The organism is Salarchaeum sp. JOR-1 (assembly GCF_007833275.1).
Classification (GTDB): Archaea; Halobacteriota; Halobacteria; order Halobacteriales; family Halobacteriaceae; genus Salarchaeum.
The window spans coordinates 748,725-768,955 of the sequence record NZ_CP042241.1 but is presented as its reverse complement, the minus strand read 5'-3'; the positions used below and the strand labels follow the sequence as shown (position 1 = coordinate 768,955).

Sequence of the window (20,231 nt, the reverse complement as noted above, 5' to 3'; positions counted from 1 at the left end):
TATAGAATGGGCGTGTGCGGTTCACCGTACAGGGAGTGCTGCGAGTTCGGCATCCAGAATCTGGGAGTTCTTCCGCACCACCGCAAGTGACGCTGTCAGCCGATCCAATTCGGGCGTTCGCCGTTCCAGAGTATTCGAACAGTCGCGGAGAGAAACCCGAAGCTGAGTATCAGTGCAAGCACGATCCAAACAGTTTCCATAGTGGATAGGTTGGGAGTTTTTAATAACATAACCCGCGGTCAATCACCGAATCGCGCCAGTAGGAACACGGCCACGTCACGAAACCGCAAACCGAGAGGGAAACGGAGGGGCCCATGCAGTTTAGGGCGTGCGGTCGTTCCGACGTGTATGGACGCGAAGAACTTCCTGTTCTGTTCGCTCGACGCTGCACTGATCACGGATTTGGCTTGGCAGATCCGCAAAGAGGGGCACGACGTCAAGTACTACATCGAAGCGGAGAGCGACAAGGAGATCGGTGACGGGTTCGTCCCAAAATCGGACGACTGGCGTGGGGACATCGAGTGGGCGGACGTCATCATCTTCGACGACATCTGGGTGGGATCCGATATCGGAACCGGGGAACTCGCCCAAGAACTCCGCGACCAAGGAAAAGCTGTGGTCGGTGGAACGCCGAACACCGACCACCTCGAAGAAGACCGCGGCTACGCGATGGATATCCTGGAAGAACACGGCGTCAACACCGTCGAGCACCACATCTTCCACGACTTCGATGCGGGCATCCAGCACGTCGAGGAGAACCCGGCGTCGTACGTGATTAAGCCGCTCGGGGAGGTCCAGAACGTCAAGCGGCTGTTGTACGTCGGGAACGAGGACGACGGGAGCGACGTCATCGACGTCCTCCGCGCCTACAAGAAGGCCTGGGGCCACCGGATGAAGGGGTTTCAGCTCCAGCGGAAAGTCGAGGGAGTCGAGATCGCTATCTGCGGGTTCTTCAACGGCGAGGAGTTCATCGACGAGGTGAATTTCAACTTCGAGCACAAGAAGCTGTTTCCCGGAAACATCGGCCCCTCGACGGGTGAAATGGGAACGTCGATGTTCTGGGCCAAGCAGAACAAATTGTTCAGGGAGACCTTGGGGAAGCTCGAGGGCTGGCTCGCCGAAGAGGGCTACGTCGGGAGCATCGACATCAACTGCATCGTGAACGAGAACGGGATGTACCCGCTTGAGTTCACACCGCGGTTCGGATACCCGACGATTGCGCTGCAGGAAGAGTCCATTGAGTCATCTACTGGCGAGTTTTTCTACGACCTCGCCCATGGTAATGACCCAAAACTAGAGGTACACAACGGGTACCAGATCGGCGTCCGGATAGTCCTGCCACCGTTCCCGTTCGACGACGAGAAGACGTACGATGAGAACTCTCGGAATGCAGCTGTGGTGTTCCAGTCGGACAGCCGCGACGGGATCCATCTCGAAGATGCGAAGAAGGTTGATGGTCAGTGGCGCGCGGCTGGCGACAACGGGATGCCCATCGTCGTGACCGGCACGGGCGACACGATGCACGCCGCTCGCGAGCGAGCGTACGACCGCATCGGCGATATCGTGATGCCGAACATGTACTACCGGGACGACATCGGCGAGCGCTGGATCAACGGTGACGGCGACCGCCTGCAGGCGTGGGGCTACCTCGGCCCCGAATAGCTGGGTTCGGCGCGCTAGAAGAGGGGGTCGGGTTCGGTCGGTGGCGTGCGTTTGTGTTCGCTGTCCTCGTGCAGCCGGACGACGTGTTCGACGTCGTCGAGGGATGTGTCCGTGAGGCGGGCGGTGGCCTCGGGTGGGACGCCGCCGTCGATGCAGAGCGCGAGGATGGCGTCGAGCGTGTCGTAGTCGACGCCGAACTCCGCTTCGTCGGTGTCGTAGTCGACCATGCCGCCCGTGGGGGTCTTCTGAACGAGTGACTCGTCGACGCCGAGGTGGGCGGCGACCTGACGAACCTGCTGCTTGTAGAGGTTCCCGAGGGGGTTGCAGTCGACGCCGCCGTCGCCGTACTTCGTCACGTACCCCGTGCCGAGTTCGGCGCGGTTACCGGTGCCGAGGACGAGTTTGTTCTCGTAGTTCGCGACGAGATAGTTGAGGGTCATGCGGACGCGCGCGCTGGTGTTCCCGACGTACCGGCCCTCCCAGCGGCCCTCGGAGTCGTCCCCGGACTCGGCGTCGTACGTGTCGAGTATCTCCTCGACGATGGAGTCAACGGGAAGGACGTCGTAGGAGATGTCGAGCTTCCGCGCGACGCGCTCGGCGTCGCTCATGTTCTCCTCCGTGTTCACCTCCTTCGGGAGGAGGAGGCCGTGCACGCGATCCGCGCCGAGCGCCTCCACGGCGAGGTGGGCGGTCGTCGTGCTGTCGATGCCGCCGGAGAGCGCGATGAGCGCGCCGTCGACGTCGAACTCCTCGACGCGGCCCGCGATGAAGTCCGTGATGTGGTCGACCTGTGCGTCGAGTTCGTCCGCGGAATACCGGAGGTCGAGCGGCTGGATCTCTCGCTGCGTTTGCTCGTAGAGGTTCGCCATGATGCCGCCAACCTCCTCGCGTGACACTGAAAAATCATGCGGCCTCGAATCGACGCACAGCCCCTGTACGCTCCGTGAAACCGGGAGCGGGCCACCAGGTTGAAGTGTGTCGCAGTGCGGGTGTGCGTACAGGTTCCGAGGACACACGCAACTGCCGTGACCGTACCGCCCGTGCCACTCGATTCTGGCCGGCTGATAGCGAGCCAGTTCCGGAGTAACAACCACGAGACGTGATACACACGAGCGACATCGCGCTCGCGGCACCAGGAGTGCCGCGGGTTCGTTCGGAGGTGTACAGTGAATGACTGACGACGACGCGAACGACGATGCGGATCGGGGCGGCGAGGAGATCGCCGACGGCGGTAAAGGGCTCCAGACTGACCTCTTCCACCCGGAGTCCGAACGCGAACCCGGGGATACGAACATCCAGAAGTGGGGGTTCGACGTCCACCCGGTCGTCTTCCCCGTCTCCCTAGTACTTATCGCCACGTTCGTCGGCGCAACGCTCTTGCTCGGGAGCAGTGCCCGAACCACCTACGCGGCCGTGAAGTCGTTCTTCAACCAGAACTTCGGGTGGTTCTTCCTGCTCGCCGTCAACCTCTTCATCGCCGTCCTGCTCTTCTTCGCGTTCAGCAAGTACGGGAAGATACGCATCGGTGGCGTCGAGGCCGAAAAAGAGTTCAGCGACTTCTCGTGGATGGCAATGCTGTTCAGCGCCGGAATGGGTATCGGGCTGATGTTCTTCAGCGTCTCCGAACCCCTCTATTATTACACGAACGTCCCCGGATTCTTCGCCGCTGACCCGCGGACGGGCGCGGCCGGTGTCGCCGCGCTCGCACAGACGTTCTTCCACTGGGGGTTCCATCCGTGGGCCATCTACGGGCTCGTCGGACTCGGCCTCGCCTTTTTCTCGTTCAACCGCGGGCTGCCGTTGACGTTCCGCTCGATCTTCTGGCCGCTCCTCGGCGACCGAATCTACCGGTGGCCCGGCCACCTCATCGACCTCGTCACTGTCTTCGCGACGCTGTTCGGGCTCGCGACCTCGCTCGGCTTCGGCGTCAGTCAGATCAACACCGGCCTCTCCTACATCCTCGGCCCGCGGATGCTCGGACTCGTCGTGATTCCGCGCGGGACGATGCCCCAAATCGCGCTCATCGCAATCATCACGGGTATCGCGACGCTCTCCGTCGCCGCCGGCCTCGAAGGCGGTGTTGAGCGCCTGAGCACGCTGAACCTCTACTTGATGTTCGCGCTGCTCGGGTTCGTGCTGCTCGTCGGCCCCACCGTCTACTTGCTCGGCGTCTGGGCGCAGGGTCTCGGCGCATACCTCACCCACCTGCCCGGTCTCGCGTTCTTCACTGGCGTCCTCGGCACCGGCCAGAGCACCGTTCACGCGTGGACCGTCTTCTACTGGGCGTGGTGGATCTCGTGGTCGCCGTTCGTCGGACTGTTCATCGCACGCATCTCGAAGGGCCGTACCGTCCGCGAGTTCGTCGTGGGCGTGCTCGTCATTCCGTCGGTTTTCTCGACGTTCTGGATGGCGGTGTTCGGCGGGAGCGCGCTCCACAACTCCCTCCTCGGGAACGGTGACGTCCTCACGCTCTACCAGGAGTTCGGACAGACGGTGGCGACCTTCGCGGTTCTCGAAGAGTTCCCGCTTGGCGCGATTTCGGGACTGCTCGCGACGCTGCTCGTCGTGACGTTCTTCGTGACGTCCTCGGACTCCGGGTCGCTCGTCGTCGACCACCTCACGTCCGGCGGCAAGCAGGACGTTCCGCGCACCCAGCGCGTCTTCTGGGCGGTCACCGAGGGGGCTGTCGCCGCGCTCCTGCTCTACGGCGGCGGCCTCGCCGCGCTCCGCACCGCCGCCGTCGCGACCGGCTTCCCGTTCGCCATCATCCTCGTCGTGATGTGCTACACGGTCTACCTCGGCCTGCAGAAGGAGTACGAAATCCTTCAGTCGGAGGAGTTCGCCGACCGCATTCAGACTCTTACTGAGAAGGACGTCGATATCGACCGGTCGAGAACAGAGGTCGTGACGGATATCCAAGAGAACGCCGAGGCCGGGGACGATTAGGCCGCGTCCACGGATTCGCGCACACGCCTCCAAGCCTATTTAGCGGGCCGGGAGAGAACGTTCGATATCGTGAACTGGCCCGGAACCGCCGCCGCCGCGCTCGTCGTCGTCCTGTTTGCGGTCGCGCTCTACGCGATGACCACCGGTAGCCTCCAGATCGCCGGTCTCACGTTCATCAGTGCCAGTCTCCTCATCTACCTCCGCGCTCGATACCTCGTCGAGTGACGGCGGGACGCGCGGCGCGATTAGGAGTGCGCTGGCCGCGCAACCACCGGCATCGTGTTGAAGTCCGCGATCCCAGACTGCCTGTTCTTGTCGCCCTACACCCACCGTTTACTCGTCGGATGGACACAGCACACCGCTCCTCGCAAAATCTGGACGGAAAACCGCGCACGTCCCGGACGACTACATGAAGTCCGCGATCCCAGACTGCTTGTTCTTGTAACCCACTAATGACACTTGGCTTGTTCCAAAGAACTAAGGTCGGGGCGTGCGATCCGATTAGCATGACCACACCCCGAGAGAAATACGAACGACGGCGCGAAACCTTCGAGGAATACGTCGACGCCGGCGAAATAGACGAGAATACCGCAGCCGCCGTCCGCGAACTCTGTGACGCCTACGACGACCACAACGTAATGACGTCCACGCCGGAGGGAGAAGGCACCCGAACCCCCGGAACAATCATGTCGTGGCTGTACCGCCTCATGCAGTTCGCGCGCGAACGTGACCTTACCACCGCGACTGTGGACGACCTGAAACAAGACATTCAGGCGATGCACGACGGCCGCCACCCCACAGTCAAAGACTCCGGGATTCAGAAATCTACGCTCCGGTCGTATCAAGCCGCCTTACGGAAGTTCTACGGCTACCACGACTATGCAGTAGACCCTTCGGATATTCCGATGTTCGACCAGAAGGACTCACACGTGAACCCCGGGGATATGCTGACCAAAGAGGAAATCCACGAAGCCCGGGAAGCCTGTGGCGGCCCACGGGATAAGCTCATTTTCCAGTTACTCCTATACACCGGCCAGCGCCGTGAAGCCCTCCGCACACTCCGACTGAAAGACGTGAACCCACAAGAGGGAACGTATCGGCTGAACCCGAACGTGGACGGACTGAAGGGCGCGAGCGACCGGAATGGAACCCGCCCGCTCTTGGGCGCGAAAGCCGCTGTTCAGAACTGGCTAGAGTACCACCCGGATACCAGCGACCCGGAGAACTACCTAATCACAGCGAAACCGGGGTATTCGGCCGTGGATCCGTCCGAACCCGTTAGTGGAGAGACTATCCGACAAGTCATGTCCCGGATCAAGAAGAATACGGATATTGAGAAGCCGATGCATCCCCACGCTATGCGGCATAACTTCGTGACTATCGCCGCCCGGGATTACGACCTCCCTCATGACACGATCAAGTACCTGATTGGGCACGCGGCGGATTCACAAGTCATGGAAACGACGTATAGCCATCTGTCCGGCGACGATCACGTACAGCGCGCCGAAGAGGCGTGGGGGATTCGAGAACCGGAGAACGATAGTCCGCTTACGCCGGACGTGTGCGACGTGTGTGGGAACTCTCTCGCGCCGGACGCCAAGGCCTGCAGTCGGTGTGGGAACGTGTTTACGCCGGACGCACAGGCCGCACAGGAACAGATACAGGATGACTTGAAACAGTCCTATGCGGAGACTGAACCGGGGAGCGACCAACAGGAAAACGTCGATACGCTAGACGAGATTATAGCGGATCTGCCGGCCGACAAGAAGGCAAAGCTGCTTGAAGCGTTATCCGACGACGACGAGTAAGCCACAGACACCTTCTCCACGTCTTCGGTGTGTAATTTTACCATTAGTGGTGTTTTGCACACTCCCGATTTTTCGTCTTAACCAACACAGACGGCGTCCCATCCCGCGACTGTTGGTTAAACCCCCTACTCGTCGCCAGATAATACGTCACACACCGCTGTTTCAAACTCTTCAGGGACGTAAAACACCTTGCCGTCCCCTTCGCGTTCGACAAGCCGCTCCTCGCCCAGTGATTCAAAGTCCCACTCATACCCCAGTAGCATAGCGAGACTCTCCACGTGTGGGTACTCGTCGCCCGGCTCCGGGGCTAAGTCGTCAATCGTTCGTTCGATCTCGCGCTTACTCTTCCGCGTCATTATCAACAGGCTGTAAGGCGTTCCGCCACGATTCAGCCAGCACTTCTTTCGGGATCTCATCCCAGCCGCCGGCCATCTCCCGAAGCACAAACGGATCCACGTCCGCCGGCCACTCCTTCCGCTTCGGTTCAATCTCGTCAAGCGTCGCCTCAATCTCGCGTTTACTCTTTCGTGTCACAGGTTTTCCTCCTCTTCAAGTTGCTCAAGCCGCTCAGATAGCTCTTCAAGGTCACGGTCGTTCTGGATCTGCCGGTGGACATTGGCGGCGTAGGCGAGCGCGCGAATCCACTTGATCCGCACCTTCTCGTTCTCCGCATCATACACCCGGCCGTCCGTCACCTTCCGGTGAGCCTCCTCGATCCCGTCCTCCAAGAGCCCGAGAATCTCGTCACGCTCCGGCAGGCTATCGTTCGCGCCCGCGCTCGCGCGGTCACTCTCACTCATGGCCAACCACCGGGGGTTTCGTCCTTAATTCGGCGCGGAACGGCGTTCTGTGGGCTATACATCGGGTTCGGGAACGTAATTGGTAGTTGCTTAGTCACGGTTACTGCACCTCGTTTAGTCCCGGCCAAAACACCGCTGCCGGGGTACGAAAAAGAGGATACTCTGGGGGTTAGTGGAAGTAGGCGTCCGCGTGTTCGTTGACGCCTTGGGCTTGTGCTGTTTCGATTCGGTCTCGGATCATTCGCAATCGGAGTTTGAGGATGTCCGCGCGGCCGTCTGTGCCGAGGCGGTTCCACTCCTCGCTTGTGGCCTTCACGTCGCCCGTGAGGGCTTCAAGGTCGGCGAGAACGTCGCCAAGGTCTGCAAGGGTATCCGTGTCTGTCGCGGCGCTCTCACCACTACTCTCGTCGGTCTCTATGGGTTTGGCTCCGCGTGGGTTGTAGACTCTCATTGTACTGAAAGAAGGAGGTTTCTCACGGTCTCACACCACAATACGGGCGCACTAGGGACATGGACGGCCTCGCCCCAACGTGGGGGTCATCGGCAATTCGCGGGGTGGTTAGCCTCGGAATTTGGCGAGCGCGCTATCGGCGTCAATCTCGCGGTGAGTCATCGCCTCAAGGCCGCCCTGCGTGCCTTCTTCGCGGGCAGGCGTATCCACACGGTCGCCGTCACTATCCACTGCGGCAATCCGCCGGCTATTCGCCGACCACGCTTCTTCGGCAAGCTCCCGGGGAAGTTCGTCACCGGGTTCATAGGTCGCACCGTCAGCCCGCAGGGTGGAGTGGAGCCACACGTAGTGTTCGGCGTCTGGGAACTCGTCGCTACGCATCGTCGCCACCCGTGAGGTGAAGCTCGCCGTTAATGCGCTTGAGTTGCCGGCCCTCGTTCGTTTCGAGGTACTCACCGTAGTCAGTCGGGGGGGTGCCGGTGTCCGCCTGAATCTTCTCGGCGTTCTCCGCTTCGAGATAGTCCTCGTAGGTACTCACACCCGACGGATCCGTGTCCGTTTCGCTGTCAGCGTCGGTATTGGCCGAAATCGTGTTGAGGACGCCGGCAAGGGTATCCTCGTACACTTGGTTGGCTTCCACCTCACCAAGCGCCTGCTGGGCCATCGTCCGCCACACGGCCGCCTCGATCTCGGCCGGCGTCTTATTCGTTGTCTGTGCTACGTCGTTCGCCGTGACAAATTGCTCTGTGCTCATAGCTATGAGAATTGTTGTCGCTTATCCGCAGTCCTCGCCGACATAGCCGGGTCATCGGCCACACTGCTAGTCAGAACACGATTCCTTCCGCGCCTCACTGCATACGACCTGCAACAGCGACGGCAAGTCAAGAATATGCAGCAGGCCAATCACCAGAACGCCGAGCGACCCGTTCGCCTCACCCACGACCACAAGGAACGCGACAAGGAGTGAGGCAGCGAGCGTTTCACTCGGCGCAAGATCGGGGAACGTCCAATGCATGAAGAGTGTCGTCGGATTGCCTCGCCCACGCCGGGGTCATCGGGGCGAAAATCAAAGTGTCTTCGCGGGTTCAAGCCGTCTACTCCTACCACACACGGGTTCCGGAGGGTCAATTAGACACTTTCCTCTGAACCACCGCACACGTACACACACGCGCTCGCGATTAATAGAACAAAAGTGTCTAACGCCACCCCGAATACTGTGGTTCGCCGGCGGTAGAACGCCGCTACCCCCAAAGACACTTTTTAGCCGAAGTGTCTAATTCCGCTGTTCTGTGAATCATCGTCGTCGTCATCAAGGTAGCTTTCGCCCTTCCCGGTGAGTTGCACCCCGACAAACACGCGCTGTTGTTTGCCGTCAATGGTAGCTCTGCCGTCCGCAATCCCTTCTTTCTTCAACCGGCGCGTCATCTTGTGCTGGGTTTCTGCCGGCAGACTCTCGGCTTCACAGAACGCATGATAGGCGTGGTATGCCGTCTGTTTCGATAGTTCCGCGCCGTCTGTTTTCTCTAAGCAGATCTCGCGGAAGCGGTCAACCGTATTCCCCCACTTCTCCCATGTCCGCTGGGTTTCACCGGGGGTTCGGTCGGCCGTAAACCCGCCTTGCTGTAGTAATCGCTGCAGGCCCGTGACCATCCAGTTCAACACGCCGGATAGTTCCGACTGTAGTTTCTCGTCTAAGTGTGGGTCACGTTCCTGTTTCGGAACGGTGGACGGGAACGGAACCAATAGCACACGCCGGTAGAACGCTTCGTCATCGGTTTCGGCGTCCGGGAGTTGGTTCGCACTAAAGAGGTGTTTCGCGGTCGGCTCGAACCGGAACGGGTCTTTGAATTTCTGCTCGGCTTTGATTGAGTCGCCGGCGGTAATCTCCTTGAACGCGCCCGTGTCCTCAATCAGACTACTCGGAATATCGTTCCGGAAGTTCGCCCAACTCTGGTATAGTTCCGCGCCGGCGAACCGCTCACCCGTCAATTCCTGCGGGGTGAGGGACACCACAGTATTGTCACCGAGCACGGCGCGAATCGTATCCAAGAACGTCGACTTCCCGGACGCGGTCGGCCCGACCAAGAATAACGCCTTGTGGTGGGGGAGTCCCCAATGCAGCAACGTATATCCCGCGTATTCTTGGAGTTTCTTCCGTTCGGCTTCCGTCTGCACCACGTCGTCGAGGAACGCGCGGAAGCGTGGACAGTCGGCGTCCGGGTCGTAGTCAGTTGCGACCGACCCCAAGAATCGGTAGTCCGGGCTATGTGGTTTCAGGTCAATGTCTCGCGGGGCTACGTCGAGCACGCCGTTCTGGACAGGGACGTGATTCGGTGGGCCGCCCATGTCGGTTTGGCTGACGGTATGCCGGCCGCGTAGTTGATCGAGGATTTCCGACTTCTCGTTTTTCGCGTATTGGTCCGCGAGGTGGTCAACTAACAGCTCACGAACGCGCTTCTCGCCGGTCGGCTCATAGATACCTGTATCGTCGTCGTAGGCATACAATACGTCGTTTTCTTCGAGGTTCGCCCAATGGTGGGTTTCGCTCAATACCTTGGTCGCTGCGAACCGTGCGGGCTTCTTGTCGTCGCTATCGCTCGCGTTCGCGTACTGCTCATACACTCCGTTCCATTGGGGCGTAGTCGAACCCGTATTGTCGGCGTCATGGGTGGGGTTCACGGCGGCAGACCCACCGTCCGGACGGGACTGTGACGGGAGTGTTTCGGTATCCGCGTCACTCCCGACCTGTTGTTTCGCGCGCTGCCACGTCCGCTGCCAATAATCCTGTGCGGCGTCCACAGCGTCTACCTTTGAGTTACCATTCGCCGCAAGTAGGTGGTAGGCTTCGGATTCAGGGACGCCGTGTTCGATGAACCGACAGCACACGTGGAAGTCTGATTCACTCCGGTCGTCACTCCCGAACTGAAGGTACTCCTCAATATTCGAGTAGTGTTCTGCCACCGCACGGGCGTGTGACGTACTTCCGTCAGCGTCCGGGGTGTCCCGGGAGGTATCCACACTCCCGCCGGCGTGTGACGGCGTCTCGTCGCTCTCGTCGGCGCGTAGCACATCGAAGAGGTCGGCCAGCGTAATCTCGGCAATCTCGGCGTCTGTGGCAATCTGATAGTGGCCGCCGTCCGGAGTAGCGCACTCGTCACACCACTCCTTACTACACCCATCAAGCTGGGAACCCGGCCCAACCACGTACTGGTTGTGAACGCGAATCTCACCCCAACTCAAACCGGGGTTCTTCGCGCCGTGGAACGCCTCAATACTCTCGTGGACGTCCTTTCCCTCGATGTAGTAGTAGCGGTGGCCGCCCGTCTCACCGTCCGTATGCGGGCTTTCAACTGTGAACGTGTCGGGAAGGTCGTTCACCGCTTCGAGCGCGTCACTATCGGCGTCGTCGCTGTAGTCGTCAATATCTACGTCAATCAGCCAGCGATCTCCGGCGGGTGTCGCGCCGGCGTACACCCCATAATTCCCGGAGACGTCCTCGAAGCTACTCCGCCGGTGTCGCGCGTCATTGTGGTAGACTTTGGACGCTTTGCCGCCGTCCTCCACGGGGATTAGGCGGTTCTCAAGCAATCCCGCGTCGGCAAGGCGTTCAGCCAGCACCTCACGGGGATTCATAGATCCACCTCGCGGACACGCTCGCCACACACACGACACTGGAAGTCGGTTACTTCGTCGGGCGTTTCTTGAAGGGTCGGGCGGTCACACGCGGGACAGCCAAAGCCGGCGACGGCGTCACCAAAACCATTATGCGGTTTCGTTACGTAACCTTCACGTGACGGCCCACACCGTCCCCCACTTTCCCCACCCTTCATTCCTCACACACCTCTAGGAGCGCCGTGGCCACTCTCGCGGCTGGAAGGTCGCTTTCAGCAATTGACTCAATCGCTTCTCGATTCTCTTCAACGGTAGCGATACCACTCTCTGCTGATTTTTGCGTACTCATTGGTAAATGTAGAATCCGCGAAATTCGCGCTGTTACTCGTCCGCCTCTATCCCGACAACTCTGCGAAGAAACGTATCGTAACTCTCGCCCGGCTGTTTCTGGTAGTACAATTCGTCTCTCGTCTCTTCAGCCACTGAGATTGTGGTTCGATTCATTCTTGCAATCACCTCGAATCCGACGCCGGTGTTCAGGAAACTGCAGTCAGCACTAACCGGCGAAATGAAAAACTGCAGTCTCCCCTTACCGGCAAAAGAAGCGTACTGTGAGAACGTGATCGCTCGCTAGTGCGGCGTGCGGAGCGTGGTAGCTATGGACGGCGCGCTATCGGTTCTCTCGCCACAGAGAAAGGGGGTGAAGCTATCGAGCGTAACACCTGGATATCGTGTATTCGGCCGTGTAAATCGCTTTAGGAGGTAGAAGCTTGTTTGACAAAGGTAGCCCCTATGGAATCCAACATACCCGCGTGGGGCAGTCAGAAGGCTCGTTTGATAGAGGCCGGGACGAAGCCGATGTTATTTGCGGGTGTAGTAGACATAGCCGACACTGTTCGTAAAAATACCCCTCGCTTTCAACGGATGGGTGAGCTATTATGGTGTTACACGCGATTTTCGGGAGTACGCCAGCAGGGGAGAGAACCGAATCAAGATGACGGACTCTCCCCCACGAATCCCGGGGAATCCAGGGGGCGTACTTCCGTTCCCAACGGAATCCACTTTGGCCACCCCGTCTAGGTGGCCCGGGAGCGCGTGTATGTTCTTATTCAATGAATAAGGCGGGCGTTGTAAAAAGTCTTGTCCTACTGAAGAGGTATTGTAGAAGATTAGTGCGGGCGAGGGAAGAAGTGTCCCACTCGTCACGCACGACTCGCCACTACATAAAATCACCAATAGTCGTGGGCTTGTTCTTGTCGTTCTCGAAGACGCTCTCCAGCGATTGTTCGAGGACTTCGAGGCGCTGCTTGGTGTACTCCCGGCAGTCGTACTCTTCTGCGACCTGAATCGCGGTGTCCATGTACTTGTTGACGGAGCCGCGGTGAACGGTGAGGTTCACGGTTCCCCCGCACTCCCGGCAGTCGCCCGTGAGCGGGACTCGTCTGTATTTCTTCCCGCAGTCCAGACACCGGGTCTCCTGCCGGCTGAACGCGCGGAGGTTCCCGATGAGGTCGGGGAGGAAGTGGTACTCGATGACGCGCTCCGCCACGTCCGTCTCGTCGACGGCGCGGAGCTTCCGGGCGAGTTCGAGCTGCGCGTCCATCTTCTCCATCATACTCCCGAGCGTCTTGTACGCGGAGAGGTCGGGGCCGAGCGCGATATTCGACGTGTCGTGCGTGTGGTCGAACCCCGTGTACTCCAGGTCGGTTCCGAGGTTCTCCTCCGCGATCTCCACGTCCACCGACTCCGGGTCAGCCAGCTCCCGACTCGCCTCGTAGAACTCACGCGGATACTGCCGCACCACGTCCATGTTGTGCGCCTCGTCGTCGATTTCCGACGGGTCGATACGACTCGACATCACCAGCGGCGCGTCCATCGAGTTGTGCGCGTAGAGCCAGTTCGCCGTGAATACGGGGTCGCCTCCTACCTGAAGGTCGTAGAGGTAGCCGTCGTAGTCGATTGCGTCGACGTCAGTGACACGCAGGTACGAGAGGTCGCCGTCGACGAGGGGGCGGATGTCGTCGAGCCGCTCACGGGCAGCCTCCGGGAGGTTCTGGTCGTCGAGTTCATCGACCATCTCGCGGAGCTTCTCCAGGGAGACGTTGTCTCGGCGCTTCAGGTATTTCGGTACAATCTGTTTCACGTCGGGAACGTCCATCTTCCGAATCTCCATCAGCGCCTCCGGAATCGTGACGACGAGACTCTTCGGCTGGTAGGGTTCATCCCCGTTCAGGACACGGCGAAGAGGATTATCCGACGCACCGCCGGAAACAGTGATAGTGTAGATCGGGTTCCGCGTCTCGTCACGCTCTCGATAGGAGACGTTCGCGACGAGGCCGAACCGGTGGAGAAGGAAGACGAACCCGTCCTTCACGTCCTCGCTCGTCGTGTGGAAGGCAATCGACGTGACGTTGCCATCGGCAGGCTCGCTACCATCGCCTGCGATGAATCCCCGTACGAACGCGAGCGCGACCTCGTCAGGCGCGTGGAGGATACACTCGGGAATTACTTTCTCGGTCGAGTCGTACGAGTCCACGTCCTCGAAACCGAGGTGATAGAGGACATCCCGGAACACAGCAGGAAATCTGACCTCGTACGCCTTGTTCGACCAGCGAACGTTGGGTTCCACGCCGAGAGCCGACACCGTTGTTTCGACGACTTGTTCGATGAGATCCTCGTTCGCGTTGTGTATCGTCGGGTTCGCAGTGGAGAGTGATCCCTCGGCGACAAACATCCCGAGGAGCCACGCGAAATCCTCGTCGACATCGATTGACCGCGCGATACCGTCCGACGAGCCCTTCAATCCGACCGTGAATTCATCCGGAGCGGTCGTTCCGGATTCGTCGGAGAGTCGTTCCAGCATCTCGTAGGAGAGTTTCTTCTTTCTGAGCCGGTACGAGAGTCCGCCGTCGAACGCGACCCGAGTCTTGTCGCCACGGTTGGCCTCGTTCCAGACACGAGTCAGGTACTGCTCGACATCGTCGACGAAGACATATGGTTCTTCGACTGCGTCGAGGACGTCAATCGTCGTCTCCTCGGTCTCAACATCGAGGCTTTGTGGTGCGACGACGAGGTCGCCCGGTTCGAGTTCGCCCCCCGCGACCTCCTCGATTCCGTCGTCGTACCTGAAGAGACTGTGGTGTTCGGTGAGGTCGAGAGACCGTCCGAACTGCGTTTCCACCCGAACCATCACCTCGTCCTCGCTCGCACGATACCGAATCGCCTTCTCAATCGGCTGGAGGGACGCCTGGTGGTTCTCATCGAACGCGTACGTCCGCCATCCCTCGTGAACACAGGTTCGCTTTCGGAACTTCCCATCGACCTCGAGCGGACTCTCCAGCTCGTTCCAGAGTTCGTCGAACGTGAGGAAGCGAACGTTGTCCTCTGGGTCGACTGCGACAAGCCGGGAATCCTCGGTGACACTTCCCCCACGTTTGTCCGGCAAGTAACTCCGCGAGAAGTTCAGCAGACCGTCCATCAACAGCATCACGCAATCTTCGTCACCATCACAATTCCGGCGTTTCGCGGCGTGGAAGTAGGGATGCGCGTAGCCGACGGCGGCGCTGGTGAAGCCGACGACGCGTCCGACTGTCGCAGCGCTGGTGTGGGGGGCCATGCCGAAGACGAGTTCGCCGACGAGGTCGTCGCGGTCGTCGAGTTCGTAGAAGGGGTCGACGCCGTAGTATTGGGTGAGGAGGTCGTCGACGAAGTCGGCGGTTTTGAGCATGTGTTCGGCGGCGCCGTCGCTGAGGACGATGTCCTGAACGTTGAGTTCGAGGAGTTGGTCATCGTGCTGGAGGGGGTCGCCGTTGATGTCCTCGGTGTAGCCGAGTTCGCGGAACTGCTGGACGGTGACGTCGAGTTCGCTGGGGCGAACCGAGGTGACGGGGAGGTCGGTCATGTCGTAGCGGACGGTGCCGTCCTTGAACGTGGTGACGCCGTGTTTGGCCCGGAGGACGCCTTTCTCGATGGGTTCGGGGACTTTCTCGGAGGAGGTGAGTCCCTTGACGCCTTTGAGGATGTCGTAGGCGTTCTCGCGTTCGCCGACGGATTGGAGGGCGTCGGCGTACTCCTGGCGGAGGTCGACGGTCTGGGTGGTGACGTTGTCGAGTTCGCGGTCGCAGCGCGGGCATTCGACGCGGCCGGATTCGTCGGGATGGGCTTCGACGCCGCAGTCCGGGCACTCGTAGTAGGGGTCGGTCCAGACCTCGCAGTCGGGACACCGGGCTTCGTAGGTGTGCTGGCTGCAGTCGGGGCACTCGCGGACGCCGAGTTGCACGTCGATCTGGCCGGGCGTGCTCTGCATGTCGGGGGCGTGTTTCGCGGCTTTCGCCACGTTCCGCTGGCTGCCGCCGGCTTCGCCGATGGGGAAGAGGGTGTGGACGGCGGGCGAGAGGTCGCGGGATTCGGATTTCTCGGGGCGGCCCATGCGGTTCCCGATGCGGGTCGGGGCGCGTTCCTGCACGGAGAAGGGCGCGACTTCCTCGACGGCCTTCATCGCGTTCTCCCACTCTCTCGCGTCGGGGCTGAGAGCGTCCCACTGTTTTTCGAGGTCGGTAGTGAGTCCGAGCGACCGGACGAACGGCTCCCAGTCGGTGGTGCGGATGTACTCGCCCTGGTGGTGGGGGAGGATGAGGGCCTCGACGGTCTCACGGACATCCTCGTCGTAGGGGAAGACGAGTTCGTCGCCGTCGATTTCTCCCCGGGCGACGGCGTCCGCGAGCGCTTCGAACTCAGGTACCGAAATGTCGTGCCAGAGGTAGGTGTACTCGGGGTGGAGCGGGGCGTCGTACTCGTCCGCCCACTCGAGTGCTTGCTCGGGCGTCGGGTGTTCGAGGTCGACGTAGGGCGAGTCTTCGAGCGCCTGGACGTCCGCGCCGGCCGCGTCGAGGTCTTGTTTCCACCACTCCGTGACGTAGGACGCGGGGGCGAGCGGGTGGTTGTTCTCGACGAACTCGCCGTAGTTCACGAGGTACTCGCCGAGGTCGAGGATCCTCTCGACGCCGTTCCGGACTTCGAGGGCTTCGCGGGGGTCGTCGATGCGGCGCACGTCGCCGTTCGCGAGTTTGACGGTCGGACCGTCGATGCTGTCCACGGGGACGACGCCGGCGGCCTTCCCGGGGCGTTCGGTCTTGATCTGGGTGCCGGTGGCGAGGAAGTCGTCCACGAGGTGCATCGTCGCGGGGTGGACGCCCGCGGTCGCAAAGCCGTGGTTGCGCGCGCGCCCGTACCGCAATCGGAACCCGCCTTCGCGAGAGGGGTGGCCGAAGACGGGGCGGCCGGCGATGAGGTCGCGGAGGAACTTCCCCGAGGAGTCCACTCGGGGCGGCCCGTCGGACGCCGTGTCGGCCTCGCTCTCGGCGTCAGCCTCGTCGTCGGCGGCCTCGCTCTCGGCGTCAGCCTCGTCGTCGGCGTCGTCGGTGTCGTCGTACGTGCCGTCGATGAGATCCTGGAGCCACGGCCAGTCCACCTCGTCGAGGCCGCGCGTGTACCGCTGAATCTTCGGGGCCTTGAGCGCGATTCCCTCCGCGAGCACGAGACACATGCCGCCCCGGGGGTTGTTCGTGTCGACGCGTTCGAGGTCGCGAAAGCCCGAGACCTCCTCCTGGCCCGTCGCCTCGCCGTCGAGCATGATGGGCATGTGCTCGGCGATGAATTTTGTTTCCGTGTCCTTCGGCGTGTACTGGAGGCCGGTCTCGGAGTCGTAGAGCGCGACCTCCTCGGCGTAGCGCTCTATCTCGTCGTCCCGGCCCGTGTACTCGCTCATCCCGAGGAGCGCGCGGGCGTAGTCCGCGACGAGCACGCTCAGGGCCTGCGCCGTCCCGCCCGCGGAGCGGATGGGGCCGGCGTAGTAGACGTTCACGAACTCCGTGCCGTCGTCGTTCTCCAATACCTCGACGCGGTCGATGCCCTCGATTGGCGCGGCGACCACGCCCTCCGTGAGCAGGGCGACCGCGGTGCGGACAGCGCCCTCGACCTTCCCCGCGTCGGTCTCGTAGTCGCCGACCGTCCCCTCGACGAAGTCCTCGGTGAGTTCGAGCGCGGCCTCCTCCCGACTCATCTCGCCCTCGAGTTCGCGGACGCGCTCGGCGACGCCGTCGATGCCGAGGATGTTCTCCACGCGGTCGGCCATGTCCTTCGCGACCGGAATCTCCACCTCGGGTTCGGGGTCGCCGCCCTGCTGTTTCGCGCGCTCCGCGAGGTCGAACGCCTCGTCCAACTGTGATTCGAGTCGTTCGAAGTAGGCCTCGTCCTCGGAGCGCATGTACGCCTACCGGATACACCGGACGGACTATTAGGGGTTGTGTTCGCCCACCCATTCAAGCCGGTGCGGCGCGTCCCCGCCCGCATGGACACCGCGTACACGTACACCACGGGACTCTCGCGGGACGAAATCGAGGAACGACTGGCGGAGCGCACGCACGGCACGCTCTCGCTCTGCCGGGACGGCGCGGCGTACGGCGTCCCGCTCAACCACCGTTACGAGGACGGCGCCCTCTACTTCCGGTTCGCGAACACGCCCGACAGCACGAAAAAACGGTTCCTGGAGACGACGGAGCGCGCGAGCTACGTCGTGTACGACGCCACTCCCACCGCGGAGGCGCGCGAACTTGACTCGTGGAGCGTGCACGCGACCGGTCCGGTGACCGAAGTCGAAGCCGACCCCGACCCCGCCGGCGTGAACGACGCGTTCGCGCCGTTCCGGCTGTTCGACGAACCCCTGGAGGACGTGTCGGTGGCGCTCGTTCGCCTGGACTGCGAGACGCTCACGGGCCGGGAGACTCCTGCCTGAACCGCGTGGTTTGAAGCGTGGACGCCCATAGGTGGGGTATGGCGCTCATCGCGTTCGATTTCGACGGGACGCTGTCCGACGACGAGATGCTCGTACTGCTCGCGGAGCAGTACGGGGTCGCGGACGAGGTGGAGGACATCACGGAGCGGGCGATGCGGGGCGAACTCGCGTACGCGGAGAGCCTGCGCGAGCGCGCCGCCCTGCTCGACGGCCTCCCCGAAGCGGAAGCCGAGGCGGCCTACGAGCAGGTGTACCTCCGGCCGGGCGCGGCCGACCTCATCGAGGCGCTGCGGGACGCCGGGAACACCGTCGTCATCCTCACCGGCGGGTTCGAGGAGGGCGTACAGGCCGCCTTGGAGAAGGAGAACGTCGAGGTGGACGCCATCACGGCGAACTCGCTCCCCGTCGAGGACGGCCACCTCACCGGCGAGGTCGAGGGGCCGCTCATCGAGGGGACGAAGGACGACGCGCTCGACGCCGCGATGACCGAGTTCGGTGTCGACCGCGCGGACACCATCGCGGTCGGGGACGGCGCGAACGACCTCCCGATGCTCGAACGCGCCGGTCGCGCCGTCGGGTTCCTCCCGAAGCCGAACGTCCGTCCCGAGTGCGACATCGTCGTCGCGCGCATGGACGTCCTCCACGAGGTGTTCGCGGAGGACGGCCTCATACAATCCTGACCTGGAACTCCCTGTTCTCGCTCGCGGAGTCGAAGTAGTACGTCACGTCCGGCTGGCCGTCCCCGGACCTCGCGCTCGTCGGCGTCGCCGGAGGCGTGGCTGAAAGAGGCGTTTCGGGCTATTCGGTGGCTGCGGCGATGGCCTGATCGAGGTCGTCGATGATGTCGGCGGGATCCTCGATGCCGACGGAGAGCCGCACCATCTCGGGGAGCACGCCCGCGTCCGCCTGTTCGTCATCGCTGAGTTGCTGGTGGGTGGTGCTCGCGGGGTGGATGACGAGCGTCTTCGCGTCCCCGACGTTCGCGAGGAGGCTGGCGAGGTCGGTGTTCTCGACGGTCGCGCGGGCGGCGTCGTAGCCGGCGTCGAGGCCGAACGTGAGCATGCCGCCGTACCCGCCGTCGAGGTACTCGCTCGCGGCGTCGTGCGTCTCGTGGGACTCCAGGCCGGGATAGTTCACCCAGGAGACGGCGTCGTGGTCTTGGAGGTACTCGGCGACGACCTGCGCGTTCTCGGAGTGCCGGTTCATGCGGAGCGGGAGGGACTCCATGCCCTGGAGGGTCGTCCACGCGTCGAACGGGGATTGCTGGTTCCCGAGGTCGCGGAGGCCCCTGGCGATGGCGGCGTACGTGAACGCGGCGTCCCCGAAGCGCTCCGCGAAGTTCACGCCGTGGTAGGCGGGGTTGTCCGCGCCGATTTCGGGATACGAGTCCGCGTTCGCCTGCCAGTCGAAGTTGCCCGCGTCGACGAGCGCGCCGCCGACGGTCGTACCGCCGCCGTGCAGCCACTTCGTGGTGGAGTGCCAGACGACGTCCGCGCCGTGCTCGATTGGGTTGCAGAGCGCGGGCGTCGCGAACGTGTTGTCCACGACGAGCGGCGTGTCGTGCTCGTGCGCCACGTCCGCGATGGCTCCGAGGTCGGGCGTGACGAGCGCGGGGTTCCCGATGGTCTCCACGAGCACGTACGCGGTGTCCTCGTCGATAGCGTCCTCGTAGGCGTCCACGTCGAGGGTGTCCACGAAGCGCGTGGTGACGCCGCGGCGCTCGACGGTGTGACTGAGGTAGGTGTGGGTGCCGCCGTAGAGCGCGGACGCCGCGACGATGTTGTCGCCGGCTTCCGCGAGCAGGAACGTCGCGACGTTCAACGCGGCCATCCCCGAGGAGGTGGCGACCGCGCCGACGCCGCCTTCGAGCGCCGCGAGGCGGTCTTGTAGCACGTCCACGGTCGGGTTCATCAGCCGCGAGTAGATGTGGCCTGGTTTCTCCAGCGCGAACTGGGCGGCCGCGTCGTCGGCGTCCGCGAACTCGTACGAGGTAGTCTGATAGATCGGGGTGGCGCGCGCCCCCGTCGCGGGGTCGGGGTCGCTGCCGGCGTGCACGCTCTGCGTGTCGAATCCGGGCGTCTCGGTAGTCTCGTCGGACATACCCCGTGGTTTCTCCCGGCGCGACGTAAAGCAGGGGTACACCTGCAGAACCTACCGAC

16 protein-coding genes are annotated in these 20,231 nt (G+C 62.1%); 6 read left to right on the top strand and 10 right to left on the bottom strand.

Translation table 11 applies throughout. The features are described 5' to 3' along the window. Positions 1 to 348: 348 nt before the first annotated feature. On the top strand, positions 349 to 1,662 hold the full coding sequence (locus FQU85_RS04990; protein ID WP_145845117.1) for a phosphoribosylamine--glycine ligase: 1,314 nt from the start codon (positions 349 to 351) through the stop codon (positions 1,660 to 1,662). Between the two features lie 14 nt (positions 1,663 to 1,676). Here FQU85_RS04990 and FQU85_RS04985 read toward each other — a convergent pair whose 3' ends face one another. Continuing rightward, complete coding sequence (locus tag FQU85_RS04985; RefSeq protein WP_145848748.1) at positions 1,677 to 2,531, bottom strand: NAD+ synthase; 855 nt, start codon at positions 2,529 to 2,531, stop codon at positions 1,677 to 1,679. 301 nt (positions 2,532 to 2,832) lie between these two features. Here FQU85_RS04985 and FQU85_RS04980 point away from each other — a divergent pair, with 301 nt between their 5' ends. From FQU85_RS04980 to FQU85_RS04975, 3 genes are all read left to right on the top strand, one after another. Then, positions 2,833 to 4,608, top strand: coding sequence for a BCCT family transporter (locus tag FQU85_RS04980; protein ID WP_145845114.1), 1,776 nt, complete (start codon positions 2,833 to 2,835; stop codon positions 4,606 to 4,608). Between the two features lie 69 nt (positions 4,609 to 4,677). Next, on the top strand, positions 4,678 to 4,833 hold the full coding sequence (locus FQU85_RS13290) for a hypothetical protein (RefSeq protein WP_168219936.1): 156 nt from the start codon (positions 4,678 to 4,680) through the stop codon (positions 4,831 to 4,833). 281 nt (positions 4,834 to 5,114) lie between these two features. After that, positions 5,115 to 6,416 (top strand): site-specific integrase, encoded by a 1,302-nt coding sequence (locus FQU85_RS04975; RefSeq protein ID WP_206022069.1) that lies wholly within the window; start codon positions 5,115 to 5,117, stop codon positions 6,414 to 6,416. A 125-nt stretch (positions 6,417 to 6,541) separates the two neighbouring features. On the opposite strand, the gene FQU85_RS04970 is transcribed toward FQU85_RS04975, so the two are convergent. The 8 genes from FQU85_RS04970 to FQU85_RS04935 form a co-directional block, all read right to left on the bottom strand. Next, positions 6,542 to 6,772, bottom strand: a complete 231-nt coding sequence (locus FQU85_RS04970) for a hypothetical protein (protein ID WP_145845112.1) — start codon at positions 6,770 to 6,772, stop codon at positions 6,542 to 6,544. Next, a complete protein-coding gene (locus tag FQU85_RS04965; protein ID WP_145845110.1) occupies positions 6,756 to 6,950 on the bottom strand; it encodes a hypothetical protein in 195 nt (64 codons plus the stop codon). The genes FQU85_RS04970 and FQU85_RS04965 overlap by 17 nt, the downstream gene beginning before the upstream one ends. Then, the gene (locus tag FQU85_RS04960; RefSeq protein ID WP_145845108.1) at positions 6,947 to 7,216 is read right to left on the bottom strand and encodes a hypothetical protein; all 270 of its coding nucleotides are present in this window, start codon (positions 7,214 to 7,216) and stop codon (positions 6,947 to 6,949) included. Before FQU85_RS04960 ends, FQU85_RS04965 begins: the two co-directional genes overlap by 4 nt. A 169-nt stretch (positions 7,217 to 7,385) precedes the next feature. After that, on the bottom strand, positions 7,386 to 7,667 hold the full coding sequence (locus FQU85_RS04955; RefSeq protein ID WP_145845106.1) for a hypothetical protein: 282 nt from the start codon (positions 7,665 to 7,667) through the stop codon (positions 7,386 to 7,388). A gap of 108 nt (positions 7,668 to 7,775) precedes the next feature. Further along, positions 7,776 to 8,048: a hypothetical protein gene (locus FQU85_RS04950; RefSeq protein ID WP_145845103.1), complete on the bottom strand. Its 273-nt coding sequence runs from the start codon at positions 8,046 to 8,048 to the stop codon at positions 7,776 to 7,778. Continuing rightward, positions 8,041 to 8,421, bottom strand: coding sequence for a hypothetical protein (locus FQU85_RS04945; protein ID WP_145845101.1), 381 nt, complete (start codon positions 8,419 to 8,421; stop codon positions 8,041 to 8,043). The genes FQU85_RS04950 and FQU85_RS04945 overlap by 8 nt, the downstream gene beginning before the upstream one ends. A gap of 506 nt (positions 8,422 to 8,927) precedes the next feature. Next, positions 8,928 to 11,285 carry a phage/plasmid primase, P4 family gene (locus FQU85_RS04940; RefSeq protein WP_168219935.1) on the bottom strand — a complete coding sequence of 786 codons (2,358 nt, stop codon included), beginning with the start codon at positions 11,283 to 11,285 and terminating at the stop codon, positions 8,928 to 8,930. A 1,213-nt stretch (positions 11,286 to 12,498) separates the two neighbouring features. Next, positions 12,499 to 17,544, bottom strand: a complete 5,046-nt coding sequence (locus tag FQU85_RS04935) for a DNA polymerase II large subunit (RefSeq protein ID WP_145845096.1) — start codon at positions 17,542 to 17,544, stop codon at positions 12,499 to 12,501. A gap of 39 nt (positions 17,545 to 17,583) precedes the next feature. Here FQU85_RS04935 and FQU85_RS04930 point away from each other — a divergent pair, with 39 nt between their 5' ends. Both FQU85_RS04930 and serB read left to right on the top strand, forming a co-directional pair. Further along, the gene (locus tag FQU85_RS04930; protein ID WP_206022068.1) at positions 17,584 to 18,072 is read left to right on the top strand and encodes a pyridoxamine 5'-phosphate oxidase family protein; all 489 of its coding nucleotides are present in this window, start codon (positions 17,584 to 17,586) and stop codon (positions 18,070 to 18,072) included. 38 nt (positions 18,073 to 18,110) lie between these two features. Then, positions 18,111 to 18,752: a phosphoserine phosphatase SerB gene (gene serB / locus FQU85_RS04925; protein WP_145845093.1), complete on the top strand. Its 642-nt coding sequence runs from the start codon at positions 18,111 to 18,113 to the stop codon at positions 18,750 to 18,752. A gap of 118 nt (positions 18,753 to 18,870) precedes the next feature. Here serB and FQU85_RS04920 read toward each other — a convergent pair whose 3' ends face one another. Then, positions 18,871 to 20,172: an O-acetylhomoserine aminocarboxypropyltransferase/cysteine synthase family protein gene (locus tag FQU85_RS04920; RefSeq protein ID WP_145845091.1), complete on the bottom strand. Its 1,302-nt coding sequence runs from the start codon at positions 20,170 to 20,172 to the stop codon at positions 18,871 to 18,873. Positions 20,173 to 20,231 lie beyond the last annotated feature (59 nt).

Excerpts from the sequence above, each read along its gene's own strand:
- FQU85_RS04950 (WP_145845103.1), bottom strand. The coding sequence starts at position 8,048 with ATGCGTAGCGACGAGTTCCCAGACGCCGAACACTACGTGTGGCTCCAC.
- FQU85_RS04960 (WP_145845108.1), bottom strand. The coding sequence starts at position 7,216 with ATGAGTGAGAGTGACCGCGCGAGCGCGGGCGCGAACGATAGCCTGCCG.
- FQU85_RS04980 (WP_145845114.1), top strand. The coding sequence starts at position 2,833 with ATGACTGACGACGACGCGAACGACGATGCGGATCGGGGCGGCGAGGAG.
- FQU85_RS04985 (WP_145848748.1), bottom strand. The coding sequence starts at position 2,531 with ATGGCGAACCTCTACGAGCAAACGCAGCGAGAGATCCAGCCGCTCGAC.
- FQU85_RS04955 (WP_145845106.1), bottom strand. The coding sequence starts at position 7,667 with ATGAGAGTCTACAACCCACGCGGAGCCAAACCCATAGAGACCGACGAG.
- FQU85_RS04945 (WP_145845101.1), bottom strand. The coding sequence starts at position 8,421 with ATGAGCACAGAGCAATTTGTCACGGCGAACGACGTAGCACAGACAACG.
- FQU85_RS04935 (WP_145845096.1), bottom strand. The coding sequence starts at position 17,544 with ATGCGCTCCGAGGACGAGGCCTACTTCGAACGACTCGAATCACAGTTG.
- serB (WP_145845093.1), top strand. The coding sequence starts at position 18,111 with ATGGCGCTCATCGCGTTCGATTTCGACGGGACGCTGTCCGACGACGAG.
- FQU85_RS04970 (WP_145845112.1), bottom strand. The coding sequence starts at position 6,772 with ATGACGCGGAAGAGTAAGCGCGAGATCGAACGAACGATTGACGACTTA.
- FQU85_RS04990 (WP_145845117.1), top strand. The coding sequence starts at position 349 with ATGGACGCGAAGAACTTCCTGTTCTGTTCGCTCGACGCTGCACTGATC.
- FQU85_RS04975 (WP_206022069.1), top strand. The coding sequence starts at position 5,115 with ATGACCACACCCCGAGAGAAATACGAACGACGGCGCGAAACCTTCGAG.
- FQU85_RS04920 (WP_145845091.1), bottom strand. The coding sequence starts at position 20,172 with ATGTCCGACGAGACTACCGAGACGCCCGGATTCGACACGCAGAGCGTG.